Genomic DNA, 21,545 nt, shown 5'->3' on the forward strand with positions numbered 1-21,545 from the left:
TTCAGCTACCTAGAATACAGTGTTCTACTAATTGCTGGCGCCTATGGTGGCAGTTTCAGCCCCGCATGGAAACGCCGTGTTTCCAATACCCCATGAATGCCACTTGGGAACGGTCGAGGCCTTTCTCTTTCACTAGAGATCGACGAATGCTGGTCACGACACCACTTTCGCCAGCAATCCAGTAGTAGTCACCTGAACGTGGGTTGGATTCTGTGATCTGTTCGCCAGTGGCGGAGAACACAGGAGTCTCCCACACAAGTTCGCCTTCGGAGGTGGCTGCGGCTTCTGTTTCTTCGTGGTGTAGGGCCAGGGTTTCCATCAGTAATTCGCCGTGCTTGCGGCCGTTGCGGGGCAGCCATTTCACATCGATGGAGGAAGGGCCAGCGATGGCAAGTGCATCGTCATCCGAGGGGATTTCGATCATGGCGGTTCCTGGAATATCGGAATCTGCGAGGTCTTCGAGGATGCGTGCGATTGCGGGTGCTGCGGTTTCATCGCCTGCCAAGATCACCTTGGTGGCTGCACCGGGAGCGAATTCAATGCCACCCATATATTCAGCATCGAGTCGTGGTGCCACAATCAAAATTTCATCACCAGCTGCAGCAGACGCCGCCCACGTGGATGCAGGTCCGGTGAGCCCCGGCGCGATGTGGAGGACGAAATCGACGGTCATGCGGGTGGCTTCTTCGGTGCGCTCCAGTGAGCGGATGGAGTAGGTGCGCATGACGCCGCGGGAGTCTTCGGGAAGTGTGGCCCATTCTTCGTACCAGAGTCCTTCTTGGGGGAATTCAGGTAGGGGTTGGCCGGGGTTGGGAAAAATGAGTTTGATGCGCTGATCGTAAAGCGGTGTGTCGCTGCCCACCACTTTGAGTTCTGGTCCGGTGAACACAATCCGGATGAAGTTGGGGCTGATCTGGGTTGCGGATTCAACGATGGCGGTTACTGGGGCGGGCATGGTGTTCTCCTAGTGAAGTGCGGTGATGTGGTGTCGTCCCATGGGCATGACCAGTGGTGCGCCGGAGACTGGGTCGGCGATAATGCGGGCGTCGGTGTGGAAGACCTCGCTCATCATGGTTTCGGTGATGACGTTGGTGGGGGTGCCTTGGGCGTAGATTTTTCCGGCGTTCATGGCGATGAGGTGGTCAGAGTAACGTGCGGCAAGTCCCAATTCGTGGAGCACCATGACGATGGTGGTGCCGTGGTTGTGGTTGAGGTCAGTGAGGAGATCAAGCACTTCGAGCTGGTTGGCGATGTCGAGGTAGGTGGTGGGTTCATCAAGAAGCAGGATGTCTGTTTCTTGGGCAAGGGCCATGGCGATCCAGACGCGTTGGCGTTGGCCGCCGGAGAGTTCGTCGATGGGGCGTTCGGCAAGCTCGGTGGTGTTGGTCATTTCCAATGCTTGGGCCACTACTTCGTAGTCGCGTGTGGACCATCTGCCCATGAGTCCTTGGTGGGGGTGGCGGCCGCGGCCCACGAGGTCGGCGACGACGATGCCTTCAGGTGCGGTGGGGGATTGCGGTAACAGCCCGAGCATGCGAGCTAGTTCTTTGCCTGGCAGTGAATGAAGGGGGTGGGCGTCGATAAGCGCTTGCCCGGCGCTAGGTTTAAGGAGGCGCGCAAAGGCGCGCAGCAGCGTTGATTTGCCGCATCCGTTGGGGCCGACGATGGAGGTGATTTTGCCGGGGACGATGTCGACGCTGAGTGAATCGATGATGGTGCGCTCGCCGTACGCCAGGGAAATTTCTTCGGCGGATAGTTGATGGTTGGTGGTCACAGGGTTACTCCCGCGCGGTTGGAACGAATGAGTAAATAGATAAGGAATGGGGCGCCGAATGCGCCGGTGACAACTCCGACGGGGTAGCGGGTGCCGAGGAAGTATTGGCCAATTAGGTCGGTGATGAGCACGATCAACCCGCCGATGAGTGCGGAGGGGATGATGAGCGATCCGCCGGAGCCTAAAATGCGCGCGGCAATGGGGCCAGACACAAACGCCACGAATGCGATCGGGCCGCATGCAGCGGTAGCAACGGCGATGAGCGCAACAGCGGCAATAATCGCAATGACGCGCGTGCGATTGGTAGCAACGCCCAAACCCACCGCGGAATCATTGCCCAAACGCATAAGATCCACATTGCGCGCATTAGCCACCAGCAGCGGAATGAGTACCACAGTGGTGACAATCAGCGGCATCGCACGATCCCACGTCGCACCATTGAGCGAGCCGGTAAGCCAGCGCGTCGCGGTCGGCAGATCCCAAGAATCAGCCTTGGACAGCGAATACGACACTAATGAATTCAGCATCGCAGCAATACCAATGCCGGTAAGAATCAGACGCGTGGCCGAAAAACCACCGCGATACGCCACCAGATAAATCAACAACGCCACGGCCAAGGACGCACACAAAGAAATCGCCGACACCGCAGACTGCGACATCCCGAAAAACACAATGCAAATCACGCCCGCCGCCGACGCGCCAGAAGAAATGCCGATAATATCCGGCGACGCCAACTGATTACGCAACAACGTCTGAAAAATCACGCCCGCCGCGCCAAACGCCAAACCCGCAGTCAAACCCATCACCGCACGCGGCAAACGCAACACGCCAACGGAATAACTCGCGCCGGGAACCTGCTGTCCAGACAACACCTTCAGCACCTGAGCAGGGCCATAAAATACCTCGCCCCACATCAAAGAAAAAGCAAAAACACTAAGCGTGACGACGCCCAATGCCGCAACAATCAGCCACCTGCGGGAGTTGCGCGATGCGCGCTGGCGCTTGAGTTGATGGCTAAGGCTCATAGCTCTTTGACTTTCTGACGACGAATAATCCAAATAAACAGTGGCGCACCAATGAGCGGCATGATGATGCCCACGGCAATTTCACTCGGACGAGTCACCACGCGCCCAAAAGTATCCGCCACAACAATCAACACCGCGCCCGCCAGCGCCGAACAGGGCACCAGCCAGCGATGATCCGTGCCCACAATCAGGCGCGTAATGTGCGGCACCACCAGCCCCACGAACGCGATCGGGCCGGCCAGCGCCGTAGCCACGCCGCACAAAATAACAGCGCCTATCGACGCCACAATCCGTGTTCTCAGCACATTCTCACCCAAACTGGTGGCCACATCATCACCCAACGCCAACGCGTTCAAACCAGTGGATGTGAGCACACACAGCAAGAAACCGACAGCGAGAAACGGTGCAGCCAGGGCCATTCGATCCCACTCTGCGCCACCCACGCCACCGATCTGCCAAAAGCGGAATCTGTCCATGACATCAACGCGAGGCAACAACACAGCACTGACCAAGGACGTGAGCGCAGCGGTGGTGACTGCACCTGCAAGAGCAAGCTTGAGCGGCGTGGCCCCACCGCGACCCAAAGAACCCACGGTGTACACAAACACCGCAGCGGCCGCAGAACCAACGACCGCAACGATCATCGTGGGGACCGCGCCAGCCAAACCGAAAAAAGAAATGCCAATGACCACAGCCAGAGAAGCACCAGCAAGAATGCCAAAGATACCTGGATCTGCCAGCGGATTCCTGGTCACCGCCTGCATGGTGGTTCCCGCAATCGCCAGGGCAGCACCAATGATGATGCCCAGCACAGTCCGTGGAATTCTCTTTAATGCCGCTGCCTGCTCCGTGGTGTCCGAATGCCCAAGCAACGCCTGGATCGCATCATCAGTGCTGGTGGAACGCACACCAAATTTCACAGAGCACACGCACGCAACAGCTAAAAGAACCAGCGTGGCGCTGAGAAACAAAAGCTTTTTGGTTGTTGACATCAAGCAGTTTTACTTCAGAGGTTCAGCGATTTTAGCGAAGTACTCGTTGATACCCCAAGGAATAGACAGCGGGGATTCATTCGCTGAAGCAGCCAGCGGGTTAGCACCCAAGAACACCACCTTGCCCTCCGCAATAGCTGGGATTCGAGACAGCAGTGGATCAGCCTGCATCTTGGACAACAGCTCAGCGTTTGCAGCATCATCTTCGGTGCCGTAGGTGATGATCACATCAACATCGTCGAAGGTTTCAGGGTTTTCTGCAGAAACCTGCTCGTAGAAGCTATCTGGGCTGGAGTGCTCCTTGAGGACTGAAGCTTCCTGGACACCCGCATCAAGCAAGAAGCTCATGCGAGGATCAATGCTGGTGTACACACCAATCTGCGAGAAATCGCTCTCATCGAAGAACGCGAATACAGGCTTCGCATCCTTCAACTCTGGGTTGGCATCGATGGCGGAAGCAACCTCTGCATCCAGATCTGCGATGAGATCCTTGCCTTCTTGCTCCAGACCAATCGCCTTGGAGTTCATCTCAATCATTTCATCCAGGGAGGTGCCCCATGCGATTTCTGGGTAAGCCACCACAGGAGCAATCTGGGACAGCTGATCGTAGTCTTCTTGGGTGATGCCAGAGTAGGACGCCAAAATGACATCCGGCGCAGTGTTGGCGATCTCCTCAAAAGGAATGGAATCGGTGGCATCGAAAAGCACAGGATCATCGGAGCCGAGCTTGCTCAGGGTTTCTTCCACCCATGGCAAGATGCCGTTGTTGTCATCGTCGCCCCACGTGACCTTCTCAAAGCCGACAGGAGTCACACCCAATGCGAGAGGGACTTCATGGTTGGACCAGCCAACAGTTGCGATGCGTTCTGGCTTGGACTCAATGGTGGTCTCGCCGAAAGCGTGCTCAATGGTGACAGGGAACGCCTCGTTGGAAACGTCAGAGCTTTGGGATGATGCTGCTGAAGACGAATTGGAGGACGTTTCTGAAGAATCCTGGGAGCAGGCCGCGAGGGACACCGTGAGGGTTGCGGCAAGAATGCCGGCTAGAACGCGAGACGTACGCATGAAAAGTTTCTCTCTCTTTCTCGAACAACAACGGAATAACTTAGGTTAGGCTGCCCGACAGAATATCACTGGAGAGGTATTGGAGGAAATGTCTCACGTCACAACCTTTTGAAAGGTGGCTAAGTACGCACATTTGTTGTCTGCAATAGTGCCGGTGAGGGAGCTGTCCGATATTGTGCTTACATGCACGAATCTGGAAAAAATCCTGTCAAGGTTGTCGACTCGCAGGCACCACAAGGACGCGGTGGGCATATCGGCGGACATATCAAACGCCGCCCGATTCCTAGGCAAACGGAAATTTCCGAGGTTCGTCGATATATCGTCATGACTGCCCTCGCACTCGGTGGCTTCGCCATCGGTGTGACGGAATTTGTCTCCATGGGTCTGCTCAGCGCGATCGCCTCCGACTTTGAGATCTCCGAAGACCAAGCCGGACACATCATCACCATCTACGCCCTCGGCGTGGTTGTGGGTGCCCCGCTGATCACAGCGTTTACCGGCAAACTTCCACGACGCCGCCTGCTGCTCATCCTGGTGGCCTTCTTTGTGGTAGGTAACGCGTTGTCCACACTGAATGCGTCCTATGAAGTCCTGTTGATTGCCCGCTTCATCGCTGGTCTGCCACACGGCGCGTACTTCTCAGTTGCAGGTTTGGCAGCAGCATCGATGGCACCAGACGGACAGCGTGGACGTGCGATCGCCTATGTCGGGATGGGTCTTTCCGTGGGTACTGTCGCCGGTGTTCCAGCAGCCCAAGCACTGGGCGATGCTTTCGGTTGGTCCACCGCCTACGTGCTGGTCACCGTCCTGGGTGTTCTCACCTTGCTGGCCCTATGGTTCCTCATGCCACACATGACAGAGATGAAACCCACCAGCCCGCTGACAGAACTCAGTGCTTTGAAGAACAGCCAGGTCTGGCTCACCCTGGGCATTGGTTCCATCGGTTTCGGTGGCATGTTCGCGGTCTACACCTACATCTCTTGGACCATGACCGACCAAGCTGGCATGCCAAGCTCCCTGATCTGGATTGTGCTGATGGCCTACGGCGTGGGCATGATCTGCGGAAACTACGTCGGTGGACGCATCGCCGACTGGAACGTGGACCGCGGAATCCTCCTCGCACTGATCTGCATCGTGGTGGCCCTCATCGGTTTCTACTTCACCTCCAACAACGCCATCCTGGGAACCATCAACTTCGGACTCGTCGGATTCTTCGGCTCCACACTGATCCCATCACTGCAGATCCGACTCATGGACGTTGCAGGACGCGCACAAACGTTGGCTGCATCTCTGAATCAATCTGCACTGAATATCGGTAACGCTTTGGGCGCAGCGATCGGTGGCGTGGTTATCGGCGCGGGTTATTCCTACAGCACTCCAGCCCTTGCTGGCGCTGGCCTGGCATTCCTTGCCATCGTGGTGTGGTTCCCCATGGTGGCCTTGCGTAAACGCACATAAACGGGGTTGGCGGATGGAGGATTTCCCCCAAGCACCCACTAGTGTGACAAGCATGAGTTTTCACATCACATCCGTCAATGTCAACGGCATTAGGGCAGCGGTCAAACAGCGAAGCGAAACAAACCTAGGTTTCCTTCCGTGGCTTGAAGAAACTCGCCCGGACGTTGTCCTCCTCCAAGAAGTCCGCGCAAGCGAAAAAGACACCGCCACCGCACTGCAACCCGCCTTAGATAACGGATGGCACTACATTGGTGCCCCAGCAGCTGCCAAGGGACGTGCCGGTGTCGGCATTTTGTCTAGGCATGAACTTGAAGATGTGAACATCGGTTTTGGATCTTTCCTTGACTCCGGCCGCTACATTGAAGCAACCATCAAAGACACCACCCTGGATGTGCCAGTAACCGTGGCATCTCTTTACCTCCCCTCAGGCTCAGCGGGCACCGACAAGCAGGATGAAAAGTACCGCTTCCTCGATGAATTCGAAGGGTTCCTGGACCAGCGCGCTAAAGAACGCTCCCACATGGTCATCGGTGGCGACTGGAACATCTGCCACCGCCGCGAAGACCTAAAAAACTGGAAAACCAACCAAAAGAAATCCGGTTTCCTCCCCGACGAACGTGCATTCATGGATTCAGTCTTTGGCACCTTCCCAGATGAGGCAACCCAGGTTGCAGGGGCCGGCGACTTCTTCGGTGCCGTGGACTATGAAGGAACGAGGCGTCGAGAAGCAACTACGGACCCTGCGTGGTTCGACGTTGCACGTCGCCTGCAACCTGAAGGCGACGGCCCCTACACCTGGTGGACCTACCGCGGAAAAGCCTTCGACACCGGTGCAGGATGGCGCATCGACTACCAAGCAGCAACCGCAGCGATGCTCGAACGCGCAGAACGCTCCTGGGTAGACAAAGCCGCTGCATACGATTTGCGCTGGTCAGATCACTCACCACTGAACGTGATCTACTCCTAAAATGCTGCTGACAATTCTATGGGCCATCGGCATCACCGCCGAAGGCATGACAGGCGCGCTGGCCGCCGGCCGACAAAAAATGGATCTCTTCGGAGTATCCGTCATCGCATGCGTTACCGCGATCGGCGGCGGGTCCATCCGCGACATGCTGCTGGGACATTACCCGCTGGTGTGGGTGGAAAAGCCACTGTATCTACTGCTGATCATTGGCGCAGCCATTTTGACAGTGTCCATTTCCTTCCTGATGGAGCACTTCCGTGTGTTGTTCCTCGTGCTCGACGCCGTGGGTCTTTCTGCATTCGCTGTGATCGGCACACAAATCGCACTGGAAATGGGCTACGGATTCATCATCGCAGTAGTGGCATCAGTGCTCACAGGTGTATTCGGCGGCGTCATGCGTGACCTTTTGTGTGACCGCATCCCACTGGTATTTCAAAAAGAGCTCTACGCATCAATCGCATTCCTCGCCACCTGCGTCTACTTTGCGATGATGTACCTTGGAGCTTCCGAAAACGTCACCGTCCTGGTCTCTGTGGTGGTTGCCTTTGTAGTCCGACTGCTATCCATCTGGCGCGGATGGAGCCTCCCCGTATTCGACTACCAAGAACGCGAATACAAACGAGATCCCAAAATGCGTCTGTGGAGAATGTTCCGGAAGTAAGGGTTTTGCACTCGGGGGAAAATTTTACTACCCCTAATTGCAGAAGTTCCTTAAAATACGGGTAAGGTCAGATCAGAAAACTTCAATGAGGATGTATCAACTTTTCTCAAGCTGATACGAAAAGTAAGGATTGTACATGGGTAAGTCATTCGCCCTTCTAGTTCTTGGCGCTATCATCTTGGCCGGTGGTGTCTGGTACACCATCGAGGTTGGGTACTCCGTGATGGCAATTGTTGCCGCACTGATCATGGCTGCCGGTGGCGGAATCATCACCTGGGGTCTCGCAGTGGCTGCAGATGTAAATTCACCAACCTCACACAAGATCTAAAACAGACGCCCCTTTGGGGTGTTTTAAGTTAGAGGCGTTTAAGGCGCACGTTTGCTCTACTAGCTGTGGCTAGGGGCGGGAGCGTGCGCCTTTTGCTGTGCTTACTGGGCTTAATGGACTTTTCATTGCGTGCGAGAGGCCGAACCCTGCTTTGGACGCAGGAGGCGATTTAAGAGAGTGAGAACTTCAAAGTAGGTCTTGGTATGGGGTGGGCCAGTTGAGGCGCTTAAAAGCGATTCTGAGAGGTTTCGATCTTGAGGCTAGTGGGGCGGATGTGATTCTTGTGGATTTACTGATCAAGGATTCACCACAAACGTGTGGGCTACCCTTTCTGTTTAGCTGAATGTGAAGCAGTCAAAACCAGCTAAGGAGACAATCCATCATGACCGTGAACATTCCCACCGTCGACACAGCAGAGCTCACCCCGGAGCAAAAACGAGACCACGTCATCGCCTACCTCTCCCGCCCCCACGGCACGAAAGGTAGATACCTCGCCCAGCACAACCTGTCAGCATCAACGATTGCGACATGGCGCAGGGGCCTGGCCGATGGTGATCTTGAACGTGGGCTGATTCCACGCCAGACTGGACGCATGACCTTCAAGGAAGTCCGCGAAAACATCGCACTGCGCGCCCAGCTCGAAGAAATGCAAGCCAAGCTCGACGCCTCTGAGGCGCGGAATAATTCTTCCGACACAACGATTGCGAAACTGAAGAAAAACAATGAGGAGCTCCACACCGCAATTGATGCGTTGGGAAAAGCTATCGCGATAATGCACAAGGATGGCGCGGAATAAGACGAGGAGGCGCAACACTATCCACATCACAGCGCAGCATGTATCAGAGCAACCTTGATCTTGAAGAGCACCTGATTAGCTGTCTACGCCGAAGCGGGTATTCCAAAAAGAATGCACTTGCTGTTCTAGGGCTATCGGAATCTAGTTACTACTACCGACACCATCCCAGGCGCGGGTGAAAAACCCGATCCCGCATACTAAGCGCAGTGGGTCTAAACGCATCAGTGATGCTGACCGCGCCCAGATCGCCGTGCTGCTGTCTGCCGGGTTTGAGCAGGGGTTGAGTGTGCGACAAATCTATTACCAGCATCTTGATAGTGGCGAGCGGCTTTTAGCTGGTGAGCGGATGTTTTACCGGATTGCGCAGACCTTGCGTGATCCGGTGGTTAAACCTGCGCGACGTACTCGTGAACCAGCAACTGTGCCGACGGTGACAGCGACAGGTCCTGGTCAGGTGTTTGTGTGGGATGTGACGTGGGTGAAGGGATCACATACGCGGGTGTTGTATGCCTTGCATGTGGTGATGGATTTGTTTTCCCGCAAGATTGTGGGGTGGACGTTGCAGTCACGTGAAGACAAAAATGTGGCTGTCATGTTGATCGAGGAGACGATCAAGCAGGAAGGTTTAGGTCGTGTTGAGGTGGTGCATTCCGATAACGGTTCAATTATGACGAGCAAGGATATGGCTAGGATGCTTGAGCGTTATGGGGTGGAGCAGTCGTTGATTCGGCCTGGGGTTAGCAATGATAATCCGCATTGTGAGTCGGTGAATCATACGATTAAGCATCATCGTTTGGGGTTGGAGGTTTATGATTCGATCACTGATGCTGATGAGAGTTTGGGGTTGGTGATTTCGGCGTATAACACCACGGATTATCACAGTGGGATTGCGAATTTCATTCCGGAGCAGGTCTTTGATGGCAGTTGGGTGTCTACCGCGCAGCAGCGTCGGGGTGTGTTGCGGCGTTATTATGCGGCTCATCCGGAGAGGTTTCATCGTCCACCGAGGGTGAAGGTGCCGGCGCGGAAGGTGAGTATTAATGCGAGTCGGGTCGGTGATGAGTATCTGTTGATTGAGTGATCAGTATCTGAGAAATCCTACGTCATTCTTCACATTTACTTGACAGGCCGCGCTAACCACTAAATCGAACTTATTTTTGCATCACAGGGCCTCATGAGTGCAAAAATCCACCACAAATGGAACTTTACCTCCATTCTGTGGTGGATATTCGCACATTCTTTCCCCTGCGGGCTATTCGTGGGTCAGTAAGCAGTCAAACAGGGAACTTCCGCCGCGGGATCCGAACTAAACACCCACGATAAAGACAAAAGAGGAATTACGTAGGGGAGTTCTTGGGCACTTGGGCTAGTTTCAACATCTCAAAACTAGCTCAGCATTTCTGCCACTTGCTGCAGGCCAGTGGTGATATCGGTACCTGCAGTAACTCCAGTGGTGACAGTGTCGGCGTAGAAAATCTTGTCGTTTTCAATGGCGGGAACGTTGGCTAGCGCTGGGTTGGAGAGGAAATCAGCGAAGTCTTCTCGGCCTTTACCTTGGAAGTCCTGAATGATGATGATCTCAGGTGCCATCGCAACAACTTGTTCTGGGTCTGCAGTGATGGTGCCTACCGCGCCGAGAGAATCTACCACTGGAGTGCCGCCGGCTTCGCGGATCAGGCCGTTGAGCATGGCAGATTCTGGCATGACCATTTGGCGTGGTCCGCGTTGCATCAAAGTGAGCACAGTGGGGGAGGTGGCAGGCTTGTCGATGTCGATGCGGTTTGCATCGATTTCTGCGATTGCTTCTGCGGCTTTGTCTTCTTCGCCGACGAGTTCACCCACAATTTCTAGGTGTTTGGTGATGGCGTCGATGTCTCCCCAAGCGTCTGAATCGAAGTTAACTACGGGGACGTTGAGGCCTTCCAAAATGTCGATGGTGCCTTGTTCGGTATCGAAACGCGCACTGACGATCACCAAATCTGGGTCGGCGGCGACAACTTGTTCGGGGTCGAGGCTGCCACCGTTTTTGACTCGGTATTCCACTTGGGAGGCTAGAGCTGCGGTTTCTTCGTCAGCGGTGTCCATTTCGGCGGTCATCACGACGCGGTCGGCGCCTGCGATGGGGAGAACCAAGGATGCTGCCTCTGGGGTGAGTACGGCGATGCGCTCTGGTTTGGATTCTAAGGTGATGGAGGAATCGTCGAGTGCGACGGTGCGTGGGAATGCGCCGTCAGCTGCGGCAACGCTGGTTGCAATCGAAGTGGTTTCCACAGTTCCGGAAGTGCCGGAAGAGTCAGAAGAATCAGAGGTGCAGCCGCTTAACACGAGCGCACTGGCAACAATGGCGATGAGTGATTTTTTCATGGGTTTTTAAGTCAAACTTTCAATCAAAAGGGATTTGGATGCGGGATCACGCGAAGTGAGCTGGTTTCGGGATCATCGCGCACCGCAATGGGCAGTCCGTACACGGTGGACAGTGTGGCAGGTTCGAGCACCTCGCGGATGTCACCTTGGGAGACAACTTCGCCGTCGGCCATCAACACTGCATGGTCGCACCAACGGGCAACGTGGTTGAGATCGTGAAGGACGACGATCACGGTGGTGCCGGAATTAGCTCGGGCGCGCAGGAGTTGAAGGACTTCAACTTGGTGTCGTAGGTCAAGGGCGGAGACGGGCTCGTCGAGAAGCACGACGGCGGTGTCTTGGGCGAGCGCTCGGCCGATGTGGATGAGCTGCTGCTGGCCGCCCGATAATTCGTTGACGGGCTGCTCGGCTATGTCGAGCGCGTTGATGGCGCGCAGGGCGTCATCGGTGGCGCGTCGATCTGCGTCGGTCTCCACGGCGAAGCGGCCACGATGCGGGTAGCGGCCCATCGCGACAACGTCGCGTGCACTAAAACCAATGCGCAACTCGGTGTTTTGCGGCACGAGTGAGAGCAGGCGGGCTCGGGCTTTAGCGCTTTTCGACGCAACCCCACTCCCACCAACCATTACCTCGCCGGTGGATTCAACCAATCCTGCAATCGCCGAAAGGGCAGTACTTTTACCAGCACCATTCGGGCCAATCAGTGCGGTGACTTTTCCAGCAGGCGCAGAAAAAGACACGTTTTTTACTGCACGGCGAGTGGGGAATTCAACGTTGAGATCACGAATTTCAACTAATTGAGGCATGAGTTTTTACAGCCCCAATCCGCGTCGCTTGCGCATGCTGAGCAGTAAATAAAGGAAAATTGGTGAGCCAATGAACGCCACCACCACGCCTGTTTGCAAGACGATGGGGGAGAAAATCATGCGGGCAACAGTGTCGGAAACGATAACAAACGTGGCGCCCAAAATCGCGGCGGCCGGGAGTAACGCGCGGTGATCGGCACCTAAAACAATGCGCACCAGGTGGGGTACTACCAATCCAACAAACGTAATGGTGCCGGAGACCGCAACAGCTGTGGCGGTGAGCAGTGCCGCAAGTGCTAGCAAAATGATGCGTGCGCGGTTGACGTTGAGTCCAGATGTTTGCGCTGTGGAATCACCCAGCAGCAACAAGTTCAGATCGCGGGAACCGCCGATAGCTAGAATCAACCCAACGATAATGGGGATTATTGCAACGCCCACATGTTCCCACGTCCGAGATACCAGATCGCCGTTGAGCCAAAACGTCACGGATCGAAGCTCAGAATCTTGTGGCGCGTTCGCAGTGGCGCTGGAAATAACAGCACCCAAAAAGGCAGTGATAGCCATGCCGACCAGTACCAACGTGGCCGGATCTGCGCCACGGCCATCCATCGCGCGGGAACTAGCGATCAAATACACCACAGCCACCGTGACCAATGCGCCCACGAAGGCCGCAAAAGGAACGGTCCATTGGCCAAAGAAACTCGCACCGGTGACAATCGCCAAGACAGCTGCAACAGCTGCACCGGAGGACACACCCACAATGCCGGGATCCGCCAACGGGTTGTGAAACACCGTCTGCATGATCGCACCGGAGACAGCCAGCGCCGCACCCACCAATGCTGCGATGATAATGCGTGGTGCACGGATGTCGGTGACAACGGGGTTGGTTGCAAGCTCATTCAATGGAACCGTCACGGGACCCAGCATGAGGGAAGCGGTGAAGGCGATGATCAACAAGACGAGGGTGCCGATGATGACAACAGGAGCGGTGAGCTTTGGTTTTTTCGAAACACCTGTGCGCGACAAAACGACCCTTAATGAAAATTGTTATGACTTGTTTACCCAAGCAATACTAACCAACAGATTGAACAAAACCCTAAACTTTCGGCCGATAGCAACCCCGCTCGACTGGTAAATGTTGCCTCACCGGAAAAGGTCTGCTCAAGGTGACTACACTGATACAGCATGACGACGCAGGATAAAGATCTCACCGCACAAACCGCTTCCAGAGTCCTTTCTGGAATTCAGCCCACCGCCGATTCCTATCACCTGGGCAATTACTTGGGAGCAGTCAAGCAGTGGATTGACCTGCAAGATTCCTACGATGCCTTCTACTTCATTCCAGATCTCCACGCGATTACCGTCGATCAGGAACCAGAAGAGCTGCGCAACCGCACCATTTCCGGCGCCGCACAGCTGCTGTCCCTGGGCATTGATCCAGAACGCTCCACCTTGTTTGTGCAGTCGCATGTTCCCGCACATGCAGAACTGTCATGGGTTCTGACCTGCCTGACCGGTTTCGGCGAGGCATCCCGCATGACCCAGTTCAAGGACAAGTCCTCCAAGCGTGGCGCCGACCGTACCTCAGCTGGTCTGTTCACCTACCCGATGCTGATGGCAGCAGATATTTTGCTGTACCGCCCACATCTTGTCCCAGTCGGTGAAGATCAGCGCCAGCACCTGGAGCTCACCCGCACCCTCGCGGAGCGTTTCAACAATCGTTTCGGCAACGCCTTCGAGGTTCCAGAAGGATTCATCCCGCAGGGCGCATCCAAGATTTACGATCTGCAGAACCCCACCGCCAAGATGTCCAAGTCCGGCGACAACCCGAAGGGCATCATCAACCTGCTTGATGATCCAAAGGTGTCCACCAAGCGCATCAAGTCCGCAGTCACCGACAACGACGGCGTCATCGCCTACGATCCAGAAAACAAGCCTGGCGTGTCCAACTTGCTGGTCATCCAGTCTGCGCTGACGGGTACCTCCATCGATTCGCTTGTCGACGGCTACCAGGGCGCTGGCTACGGTGCGTTGAAGGGTGACACCGCCGACGCGCTTGAGGCTTTCACCACTCCTTTGAAGGCAAAGTACGACGAGTACATGAACGACCGCGGCGAGCTCGAACGAGTCTTGGCTATCGGTGCTGAGCGCGCCACCGAAGTTGCCAACGAAACCTTGGCTGATGTGTACGACAAGATTGGTTTCTTGGCGCCTCGTCGCTAACAACTAGACCCTCGATTATTACAATCCGGCTACTTCGGAAGCGTTTGTGGCCGGATTTTTCTATCCTGGAAGTTATTAATACTTCTTTAAGGGTCGGAGGATTTTCGTATGTCTACTAGAACAACGCCACAAGACCGTTATACCGACGAATACGGCATCGAACGCGTCAACAAGGATGAACCCGGCCTGGTGGACAAACTCCGGGACAAGCACGACTGGTTTGATCATCTCATGCGCATGAATGAACGTTTCGGCGCAAAAGGTGGCAACCAATTGTCGGCGGGTATTACGTATTTCTCCGTGCTGTCGATCTTCCCGATTGCCATGCTTGTCTTCGGTATTGCAGGTGTCATCCTTGCCGGAAACCCTGAAGTTCTCACAGATATTCAAAATCGAATCAACGATGCTTTAGAAGGCGAGATCGGTAACACCGTCAACGGCATCATTGATTCCGCGATTGCGCAGCGTGGTGCTGTGTTGGGCATTGGTGGTGTAACTGCCCTGTGGTCTGGACTGGGGTGGATGGCGAACCTGCGCTTTGGAGTTTCCCGCATGTGGGCCATTGACCCAACTGAAGGCAACTTCATTCAAAAGAAGCTCACCGACTTGGTCGCGCTGATCGTCTTGCTGCTGGCCATGGGCGTAGCCTTCGGTATCACGGCGCTCGGTGCTTCCGGACTAACCAAAAACCTGCTGGACTTTGTGGGACTGGGGGAGATTCCGGGCATTAGCTACATCACCTGGGTGGTCGCAGCACTTGTTGGTGTCTTGGCTAACTTCCTGGTGTTCATGTGGCTGATTTTCTCCCTGCCACGTACCAAAGTTCCCATGAAACCGGGTCTTCAGGCAGCACTGCTTGGCGCAATCGGTTTTGAGGTGGTCAAGCAGGTTGGATCGCTGTTGGCTTCAAATGCATTGAGTAACCCCGCGGGTGCAGCATTCGGTCCGATCATCGGCATCATGGTTGTGCTGTATTTGATCTGGCGCATCCTCATGTATTGCTCTGCGTGGGCTGCCACCAGTGAAGAAGCGTTGCGTCTTGCGACTGTTCCAGCACCAGAGCCTGCGATCATTCGGGTTCGCCATGAAATTGATCCAGGTGAAGAAGTCTCCCAATCTGCTCGAAAAGTGGGCATTGGAGTGGCCGTGGGTGCCGCGACTGCGGGTGCTTTTGCGCTGTTGCGTAAAAAATAGTTTTTATTAAGGGCATTCCCTGATTCCCAGGTGGTGCCACATTGTTTATGGTGGAGATATGAACACGAACTTGCCGAACCTATACACCGCATTTGACCTTGATCGAAGTGAATCCTCCGAAGCTTTAGGTGTTTCCCTTTCTGCCCGCGATCTTCGCTTAGAACAAATGGGAATTGCCCACGACGATCCTCGACGTGCCCAAACCGTCCAAGCTTTCGCAGTGCTTGCAGACCCAGCAAAACGCGCCACCTACGATGCTCAATTAGAAGCTGGAGTTCCACTCACGTGGGCGCAGATTCAGCATTTAGGAAACTTCGGCACCTTGCCTTCCACCCCTACTGCGCAGCCGTTTGCGGCACCTCAGCCGGAGCCGTCGCCGGAACCGCAACAGCAGTGGAATAGCGGACAAAACTATGCGTATGGCAATCCGACCATGGATTACCAAACGCAGCAGAGCTACAATCCGATGCAGGACCAAACCCAAGCGTCGATGTATGCGCAACCTTTCGCGAACACCCCTGCACCGATGTACAACAGCAATCAGGTTTTTAACAGGCCTACTGCGGGTACGCGTTTGTGGATGGCGATCCTCGACAGTATTTTTGCCGGCATCGCTGGTGGAATTGTCTCCGGTATTTTCGGCTTTGGATCTGAATTCCTCACCAGTGTTATCATGATTTTGGTGCTGATCGTCTATATCGTGGGTAGTGAATCCTTCCTGGGATCCACCCCTGCGAAGAAGATAATGGGCTACGAGACCCGTGATGTGGACACTCACTCCAAGCTTTCCGCTGGTGCCGCAGCAAAGCGCAACTGGTGGAAACTGATCAGCTTCACCGGTATCGGTTCTGTGGTGTCGTTTGTGATGGCCATCGTTTATGGCTCTTCCATTAATGAAAGCAATCAGATGCGCGGTATGCACGACCGCTTGGCCAACGCAGAGGTCGTGAAGAAAAACACCTAGTTCTTTTTCTTGGGAGATCTGAATGTCCACGCTAGTGCGGCGATTAGCAACAGCACGATGATTCCGATGGGCACCATGAGCTTAAGCAGCGTGTTCTGCGACCCACCCTCACCTGAAGTCAGGTTGTCGGTGGGTTCTGGTAATTCTGGGGTCGCCGGTGCCACATCGTTCGCGCTGCCGGAGCCTAGCTGGCCCACGCCGGACCCCGGCGTGATGGGGAGGGAGGCGTCGATAAGCAATCGTGCTTGTTCCCACGGACGAATGTCGCTGACGGTGGAATCCAAGAGTACGGCGGCGAGGCGGCGACCACCCCGATCGAGACCGCCGACAAAGGTGTGGTTCGCGTCGTCGGTGTAGCCGGTCTTGCCGCCGATGCCCTCAGGATCGTTCATGAACAAGGCGTTATCGTTCCAGACTTGGAAACCCTCATTATCGCCCCAACCAGGGAAATCAATGTGATCGGTGGAGATAATCGACTCGAAAACCGGGTTCTGCCACGCATGCTGATAAATCAATGACATGTCGTATGCGGAGGTCGACATTCCCGGCGCATCCAAACCGGAATAAGTGGCAACGAAGGTGTCTTGAGTGCCCAACTCCTTGGCCAGCGCGTTTACTTTCTCCAGGGTTGCTTGATCCCCACCAAGTTCCTGAGCCAACAGATACGCAGCATCGTTACCGCTGGCTAAAAGAAGACTGTGCAGCAGCTGATCAACGGTATACTGGCCGCCCTCGCCGACACCCACGCGGGAGCCCTCAATGTTGGCGGCTTCCATCGTGCCCGTGACCACGGTGGTGGGGTTCAGCTCATCGATGGCAACCAAGCTGAGTAACACCTTGATGATCGATGCGGGGCGATACCTTCCGTGGGGATCCTTTGCTGCGATGATCTCACCGGAATCAATATCAAACACCATCCACGCCGACGCAGTGATAGTTTCATCAGAATCTTCAGGAAGCTCAAAGCCATTGGGAGTGATCACACCGCATGTCGCCAATTTCTCACCACCTGCGGGAACAGATGGAACCGGAACCGGCGCGGGCGTTTGTGCACCCGGCGCGACTACCTCTGATGTGCTGCGCGCCGGGGAAGGAGATTCCTTGTAGGGGCACAGATCAGTGTTGGGAGCTTCCGACCGGGTGGTGGGGGTAAGCGCGTCGTCGATGATGTCTTCGAGAGTTTCTGCGTTGTCGGCTGTCACTTCGGGGACGTTGTCGATCGGTTCCTGTGCTACCGCAACAGTGGGTAAAAGTAGCGCTCACGTTGTCAGAAGTGCTGTGAATCCGTGTCGAAGTGATCTCCTCATGGGTTGGACATATTACCTTTTCTTGCGTGCTCGACGAGGGACCGGTGGTGTTTAGGCGTGTCTGTGTGCCTGTAATGTCGTGGCCGGCTGGGCGGCTATTTAAGAGGTCGAGATTCCTAGATGAATGCTTGTGTGGTTTAGTGCGTTAAAAGGCCTTAGAGGCGAATCTGGAGCCTCTGTTTTTGGGCGATGCTGGACAGAAAAAGGATGGTTTCCAGTGCGACCAAACAAGAGTGCCCACGAGAGCCTCGAAACCAAACTTTGGGCATCTGTGACCGGTATTGAGGCCGCAAAACCACACAGGTGTGCCCACGGACCGGGAAAAGCTGATCCGTGGGCACTCCTGTTTGGTGCGGTGGGGACGAACCCCAAATAGGCGACCTAGAACTTGCTGAATCGCTTGATCAGCATCTCCTCCAGCTCGCGCCAGCTCTCAGAGTGGTCGTTGAATGGTGCGTGAGGGACATATCCGGAGGTGTCGCTGCCGCCGAGCATGTAGGAGATGTAGTCCTGCATGCGTGGGTTGGCCAGGAAGTAGGAATTCATGGAGTCGTCGTCGGCCCAGTCGGCGGTGTCTGCCATGAGTTCGTAGGCGCGGGCCATTTGTTGGGTGTCTACGGCGTCGACGGAGGTGTTGATGTCTTTGACCAGGCCGTTGAAGGAGTAGACGTTGTCGCTGTGGACGAGGAGTTCGGTTTCACCGGCGTTGATGCCGAGCATGAGGTCGCTCCAGGTGGAGGCGCGTGCGAGGTCGTGGTCATCGTGTTCGACGAGCCAGCGCAGGAGGGATTTTGGGCTGTTGAAGGTGAAGATTTCGCCGAATTTTCCGAGGAATACTGGCTGTCCTCCGAGGTAGGTGCGCAGGGTGTAGATGGTGCGTCCGTCGATGGAGACCTTGATGGGGTCGATGCCTGCTGTAGCCCAAGGGGAGTTGTCGTAAGGGTCGACCTTTTCGGCTTCTTCCTTGGCGATTTGCTCTTCAGCCTCGCGAGCTGCCTGAACAGCTGCTTGTGCTTCTTGAATGCGGGTTGCGGCGTCTTCGGTGAAGAGGCTGTTTACTTCCTTGACGGTGATGGCTTCGTCGAGTGCGTCGACAACTCCGTTCCAGTTGGTGGCTACTGCGCGACCAACGGAGGTCCATTCGCCCAGGCCGTTGGGTCCGGAGTAGTGCTCGGATCCGCGATCAACGTTGCTGAGCACGGAGTGGGAGGAGAAGAACACGGTGACTGGGGAGGCAGCGGTGACGTGGCCGAGGCTGCGCATGACAGCGAAGATGCGGGAGAGGGTTTTGACGTTTGCGTAGGAGGGGCGATCGGCAAGAAGTGCTGGTGCGCCGATGATGTCGAGCTCTGCGTTGGCGTCTGGGACAACGCGGGCTGCGTCGCCGGAGTTGAATTTCTTCCACTCTGGGTGGGAGGTCAGATCATGCTTGTCGTCGGATTCTAAGAAGACAAGGAGCTCTTCCGGGGAGTTGAATACATAAAGGTCATCGTTCGCACCGAGAAACGCTTGCCATTCATTGCCGCCTTCGCGCCAGTTTGGTGCCCACAGGGTATAGAAGTCACCTTCTGTGAGGGAGAGTTTAACGGGAACGATTCCTTTTTCAGCCATGCTGATAAATCCTAGCCGGTAGTGGTTTTCTTCGTCACGTATGAGGTAGGGCCTTTAAGGATTTTCTTAGCCTGTGGGTCGGAAGTAGCCGTGAAAAGCCATCCCGATGTTGGAGGTTCGGATGGGATTGAGCTGCACGGGGTCGCCGGCTTCGATGATTTGCCCACCGCCGGCGTACATGGCTACGTGGCCGTCCCAAATCAGTAGATCGCCTTCTTGAAGTTCGTCGTAGGTGACTTGCCGGCCGACTGCTTGCTGGTCCGCGATGCGCGGAATTTCCACCCCGGCGCGACGCCAAGCCCACTGTGTTAAACCGCTGCAGTCGAAGCCGGAAGTGCTGGTCCCGCCCCATAAATAGGGTGTGCCGAGGGCTTCTTTCGCCGCGGCTACTGCTTGTTTGCCCACCTCGTTGTCATTGCTTGGCGCCTGCGCCGCCATATAGACCGGCGTAGTTTCCGCGACGGGTTCGGCGGTGGGCTCAGGTGTGAGGTCCTGAATCTGCACTAGCTTTTCGACGATTGGTTGCACCTGTCGGGACATCTCTTCTAGCCGTTGACTGGCTTCGGCAATCATCAGTCCAGGAAGTGAAATTAATTCGGTGCGCGCTGCGAAAGATTCCGCCGGATTCATGGAGAAACTGCGCATGACTAATCCCGCTGCCTGGTTGAGGTAGTGCTGCGCGGTGGTGGCGATGTCGTGGCGGGCTGCGTCAATGAGGGGTGCGGCCTGGATGAGGGAGGTGACAAGGAGGTGGTGTTGTTGTGACGTGGCGTCGAAAAGCGATAAAAGGGTGGTGGGGTTGGCGCTGAGCTCGCGCCCGAGCGCGATGGCGGCTGAAATGTCAGGCGCCTGCGGGATGGCCAGTTGCGGAAGTTGTGCTGGTTCGTGTGTGGCTAGTCGGCTAAGGGCGCTGATCAGGCCGATCATGTCAGGCGCTCCAATGCGTGTGCGAGTTGGTCGTCGGTGTCTTCGATTTCAGCGAGGCCGGTCAGAGCGCGGTTTCCTAAATTCTCGGCGGTGTGGGACAGCAAGGTGAGGTTGCGGGCATAGGTGGCAAGAGAGGCGGACAGTGCCTGGTGGATATCAAACTGCGCGCCAGAATCAGTGGGAAGCGCGGGCACAGCAGGGGTGGGCAACAAACACAGCTCGTGGGCGAGCTCTTTGGCGTGGGGCAAATTAATCCTCATACTTTGTTGGACTGGAAAAGTGGCCGTTTGGTTCCCTCCAAGCCCAAATTCGCCCGCGCGGTCTTCTTCTGGGCGGCAATGATTTAACATGTGAAGCTATGGACATCACCATCGTCAACCACCCACTCGTTGCTAGCCGCCTAACCCTGTTGCGCGACGAGCGCAGCGACAACGCAGCTTTCCGTGCAGCAGCCAACGACCTCGGCGCCATGCTGATCTACGAAGCATCCCGAGATCTGGAAGTCGAACACTTCGACATCAAAACCCCCGTTGCCATGGCTGAAGGTACTCGCCTGAAGCAGCCACCCATCATCGTTCCCATCATCCGTGCAGGTCTCGGCATGATCGACCCAGCGCTGTCGATGATTCCGGACGCACAGGTCGGCTTCATTGGCCTTGCCCGCGATGAGGAAACCCATGAGCCAGTCCCATACCTTGAGGCGCTGCCACAGGATCTAAGCAACCAGCCTGTATTCCTTGTCGATCCCATGCTGGCCACCGGCGGTTCCCTCCTGCACGCGATCCGCCTTCTTGCTGATCGTGGCGCCACCGACATCACCGCCATCTGCATGGTTTCTGCGCAGCCAGGTGTGGACGCATTGGCGGAATCTGGTCTTCCAGTTCGTTTGGTTACCGCCACCATCGACCCAGGTCTAGACGAAAACGCCTACATCGTGCCTGGTCTTGGAGATGCCGGTGATCGTCTCTACGGTCCGCGAAACATCGACCTTTAAAAGTTTCTAAGGGCATTACGGAAAATTCTTGCCCACTGTAGTGGGCGGTGAGTATTCTTACGCATCGGCAATGTTGTCTATGTGTCAAA

22 protein-coding genes are annotated in these 21,545 nt (G+C 55.6%); 10 read left to right on the plus strand and 12 right to left on the minus strand.

What is annotated here, in order from left to right; all coding sequences use genetic code 11:
• Positions 1-55: 55 nt before the first annotated feature.
• The 5 genes from KW808_RS03690 to KW808_RS03710 are packed head-to-tail and all read right to left on the minus strand — an operon-like array spanning position 56 to position 4,856.
• Positions 56-955 (minus strand): siderophore-interacting protein, encoded by a 900-nt coding sequence (locus KW808_RS03690; RefSeq protein ID WP_003860799.1) that lies wholly within the window; start codon positions 953-955, stop codon positions 56-58.
• A gap of 9 nt (positions 956-964) precedes the next feature.
• On the minus strand, positions 965-1,774 hold the full coding sequence (locus KW808_RS03695; RefSeq protein ID WP_003860801.1) for an ABC transporter ATP-binding protein: 810 nt from the start codon (positions 1,772-1,774) through the stop codon (positions 965-967).
• Positions 1,771-2,799: a FecCD family ABC transporter permease gene (locus tag KW808_RS03700; RefSeq protein ID WP_003860802.1), complete on the minus strand. Its 1,029-nt coding sequence runs from the start codon at positions 2,797-2,799 to the stop codon at positions 1,771-1,773. The genes KW808_RS03695 and KW808_RS03700 overlap by 4 nt, the downstream gene beginning before the upstream one ends.
• A complete protein-coding gene (locus KW808_RS03705; RefSeq protein ID WP_003860804.1) occupies positions 2,796-3,791 on the minus strand; it encodes a FecCD family ABC transporter permease in 996 nt (331 codons plus the stop codon). The genes KW808_RS03700 and KW808_RS03705 overlap by 4 nt, the downstream gene beginning before the upstream one ends.
• Positions 3,792-3,800: 9 nt before the next feature.
• Positions 3,801-4,856, minus strand: a complete 1,056-nt coding sequence (locus KW808_RS03710; RefSeq protein WP_003860806.1) for an iron-siderophore ABC transporter substrate-binding protein — start codon at positions 4,854-4,856, stop codon at positions 3,801-3,803.
• Between the two features lie 183 nt (positions 4,857-5,039).
• Between KW808_RS03710 and KW808_RS03715 the strand changes: the two genes are divergently transcribed.
• From KW808_RS03715 to KW808_RS03740, 6 genes are all read left to right on the plus strand, one after another.
• On the plus strand, positions 5,040-6,314 hold the full coding sequence (locus KW808_RS03715; protein ID WP_003854698.1) for an MFS transporter: 1,275 nt from the start codon (positions 5,040-5,042) through the stop codon (positions 6,312-6,314).
• Between the two features lie 52 nt (positions 6,315-6,366).
• Positions 6,367-7,281, plus strand: coding sequence for an exodeoxyribonuclease III (locus KW808_RS03720; RefSeq protein WP_003860808.1), 915 nt, complete (start codon positions 6,367-6,369; stop codon positions 7,279-7,281).
• Position 7,282: 1 nt separating this feature from the next.
• Positions 7,283-7,942, plus strand: a complete 660-nt coding sequence (locus KW808_RS03725; protein ID WP_003854700.1) for a trimeric intracellular cation channel family protein — start codon at positions 7,283-7,285, stop codon at positions 7,940-7,942.
• Positions 7,943-8,078: 136 nt separating this feature from the next.
• Positions 8,079-8,270, plus strand: a complete 192-nt coding sequence (locus KW808_RS03730; protein WP_003860810.1) for a hypothetical protein — start codon at positions 8,079-8,081, stop codon at positions 8,268-8,270.
• Positions 8,271-8,652: 382 nt separating this feature from the next.
• Positions 8,653-9,066, plus strand: a complete 414-nt coding sequence (locus tag KW808_RS03735) for a hypothetical protein (RefSeq protein WP_006285365.1) — start codon at positions 8,653-8,655, stop codon at positions 9,064-9,066.
• A 175-nt stretch (positions 9,067-9,241) separates the two neighbouring features.
• The gene (locus KW808_RS03740; protein ID WP_034983892.1) at positions 9,242-10,147 is read left to right on the plus strand and encodes a DDE-type integrase/transposase/recombinase; all 906 of its coding nucleotides are present in this window, start codon (positions 9,242-9,244) and stop codon (positions 10,145-10,147) included.
• A 305-nt stretch (positions 10,148-10,452) separates the two neighbouring features.
• On the opposite strand, the gene KW808_RS03745 is transcribed toward KW808_RS03740, so the two are convergent.
• Genes KW808_RS03745 through KW808_RS03755 form a run of 3 tightly spaced genes read right to left on the minus strand, consistent with a single transcriptional unit; the run spans position 10,453 to position 13,262 of the window.
• Entirely contained in the window at positions 10,453-11,430 is a 978-nt protein-coding gene (locus tag KW808_RS03745) for an ABC transporter substrate-binding protein (protein ID WP_003863643.1), read from the minus strand.
• 23 nt (positions 11,431-11,453) lie between these two features.
• Positions 11,454-12,236 (minus strand): ABC transporter ATP-binding protein, encoded by a 783-nt coding sequence (locus tag KW808_RS03750; protein WP_003863642.1) that lies wholly within the window; start codon positions 12,234-12,236, stop codon positions 11,454-11,456.
• Between the two features lie 6 nt (positions 12,237-12,242).
• Positions 12,243-13,262 (minus strand): FecCD family ABC transporter permease, encoded by a 1,020-nt coding sequence (locus tag KW808_RS03755; RefSeq protein ID WP_003858297.1) that lies wholly within the window; start codon positions 13,260-13,262, stop codon positions 12,243-12,245.
• A gap of 159 nt (positions 13,263-13,421) precedes the next feature.
• Here KW808_RS03755 and trpS point away from each other — a divergent pair, with 159 nt between their 5' ends.
• The 3 genes from trpS (at position 13,422) to KW808_RS03770 (ending at position 16,617) form a co-directional block, all read left to right on the plus strand.
• Positions 13,422-14,459: a tryptophan--tRNA ligase gene (gene trpS, locus KW808_RS03760; protein ID WP_003863641.1), complete on the plus strand. Its 1,038-nt coding sequence runs from the start codon at positions 13,422-13,424 to the stop codon at positions 14,457-14,459.
• Positions 14,460-14,567: 108 nt separating this feature from the next.
• Positions 14,568-15,653: a YhjD/YihY/BrkB family envelope integrity protein gene (locus tag KW808_RS03765; protein WP_003858295.1), complete on the plus strand. Its 1,086-nt coding sequence runs from the start codon at positions 14,568-14,570 to the stop codon at positions 15,651-15,653.
• 58 nt (positions 15,654-15,711) lie between these two features.
• Positions 15,712-16,617: an RDD family protein gene (locus KW808_RS03770; protein WP_003863640.1), complete on the plus strand. Its 906-nt coding sequence runs from the start codon at positions 15,712-15,714 to the stop codon at positions 16,615-16,617.
• Here KW808_RS03770 and KW808_RS03775 read toward each other — a convergent pair.
• The 4 genes from KW808_RS03775 to KW808_RS03790 all read right to left on the minus strand — a co-directional run bounded on the left by KW808_RS03775 (position 16,614) and on the right by KW808_RS03790 (position 20,710).
• Positions 16,614-17,837 carry a D-alanyl-D-alanine carboxypeptidase family protein gene (locus KW808_RS03775; RefSeq protein WP_499653029.1) on the minus strand — a complete coding sequence of 408 codons (1,224 nt, stop codon included), beginning with the start codon at positions 17,835-17,837 and terminating at the stop codon, positions 16,614-16,616. The genes KW808_RS03770 and KW808_RS03775 overlap by 4 nt on opposite strands.
• 468 nt (positions 17,838-18,305) lie before the next feature.
• Positions 18,306-19,535, minus strand: a complete 1,230-nt coding sequence (locus tag KW808_RS03780; protein WP_003863638.1) for a SatS C-terminal domain-containing protein — start codon at positions 19,533-19,535, stop codon at positions 18,306-18,308.
• Between the two features lie 66 nt (positions 19,536-19,601).
• The gene (locus KW808_RS03785; RefSeq protein WP_003863637.1) at positions 19,602-20,462 is read right to left on the minus strand and encodes a C40 family peptidase; all 861 of its coding nucleotides are present in this window, start codon (positions 20,460-20,462) and stop codon (positions 19,602-19,604) included.
• Positions 20,459-20,710, minus strand: coding sequence for a hypothetical protein (locus tag KW808_RS03790; RefSeq protein ID WP_003858290.1), 252 nt, complete (start codon positions 20,708-20,710; stop codon positions 20,459-20,461). The genes KW808_RS03785 and KW808_RS03790 overlap by 4 nt, the downstream gene beginning before the upstream one ends.
• A 110-nt stretch (positions 20,711-20,820) precedes the next feature.
• Between KW808_RS03790 and upp the strand changes: the two genes are divergently transcribed.
• Positions 20,821-21,456: a uracil phosphoribosyltransferase gene (gene upp, locus KW808_RS03795; RefSeq protein ID WP_003863636.1), complete on the plus strand. Its 636-nt coding sequence runs from the start codon at positions 20,821-20,823 to the stop codon at positions 21,454-21,456.
• The last annotated feature ends 89 nt before the right edge of the window (positions 21,457-21,545 follow it).

Origin of the sequence: [Brevibacterium] flavum (assembly GCF_019317305.1) — a bacterium.
GTDB classification, from domain to species: domain Bacteria; phylum Actinomycetota; class Actinomycetes; order Mycobacteriales; family Mycobacteriaceae; genus Corynebacterium; species Corynebacterium glutamicum.

Coding starts and splice junctions, on each gene's coding strand:
- KW808_RS03690 (WP_003860799.1), bottom strand. CDS start 955: ATGCCCGCCCCAGTAACCGCCATCGTTGAATCCGCAACCCAGATCAGC.
- KW808_RS03700 (WP_003860802.1), bottom strand. CDS start 2,799: ATGAGCCTTAGCCATCAACTCAAGCGCCAGCGCGCATCGCGCAACTCC.
- KW808_RS03705 (WP_003860804.1), bottom strand. CDS start 3,791: ATGTCAACAACCAAAAAGCTTTTGTTTCTCAGCGCCACGCTGGTTCTT.
- KW808_RS03710 (WP_003860806.1), bottom strand. CDS start 4,856: ATGCGTACGTCTCGCGTTCTAGCCGGCATTCTTGCCGCAACCCTCACG.
- KW808_RS03715 (WP_003854698.1), top strand. CDS start 5,040: ATGCACGAATCTGGAAAAAATCCTGTCAAGGTTGTCGACTCGCAGGCA.
- KW808_RS03720 (WP_003860808.1), top strand. CDS start 6,367: ATGAGTTTTCACATCACATCCGTCAATGTCAACGGCATTAGGGCAGCG.
- KW808_RS03725 (WP_003854700.1), top strand. CDS start 7,283: ATGCTGCTGACAATTCTATGGGCCATCGGCATCACCGCCGAAGGCATG.
- KW808_RS03730 (WP_003860810.1), top strand. CDS start 8,079: ATGGGTAAGTCATTCGCCCTTCTAGTTCTTGGCGCTATCATCTTGGCC.
- KW808_RS03735 (WP_006285365.1), top strand. CDS start 8,653: ATGACCGTGAACATTCCCACCGTCGACACAGCAGAGCTCACCCCGGAG.
- KW808_RS03745 (WP_003863643.1), bottom strand. CDS start 11,430: ATGAAAAAATCACTCATCGCCATTGTTGCCAGTGCGCTCGTGTTAAGC.
- KW808_RS03750 (WP_003863642.1), bottom strand. CDS start 12,236: ATGCCTCAATTAGTTGAAATTCGTGATCTCAACGTTGAATTCCCCACT.
- trpS (WP_003863641.1), top strand. CDS start 13,422: ATGACGACGCAGGATAAAGATCTCACCGCACAAACCGCTTCCAGAGTC.
- KW808_RS03765 (WP_003858295.1), top strand. CDS start 14,568: ATGTCTACTAGAACAACGCCACAAGACCGTTATACCGACGAATACGGC.
- KW808_RS03770 (WP_003863640.1), top strand. CDS start 15,712: ATGAACACGAACTTGCCGAACCTATACACCGCATTTGACCTTGATCGA.
- KW808_RS03780 (WP_003863638.1), bottom strand. CDS start 19,535: ATGGCTGAAAAAGGAATCGTTCCCGTTAAACTCTCCCTCACAGAAGGT.
- KW808_RS03785 (WP_003863637.1), bottom strand. CDS start 20,462: ATGATCGGCCTGATCAGCGCCCTTAGCCGACTAGCCACACACGAACCA.
- upp (WP_003863636.1), top strand. CDS start 20,821: ATGGACATCACCATCGTCAACCACCCACTCGTTGCTAGCCGCCTAACC.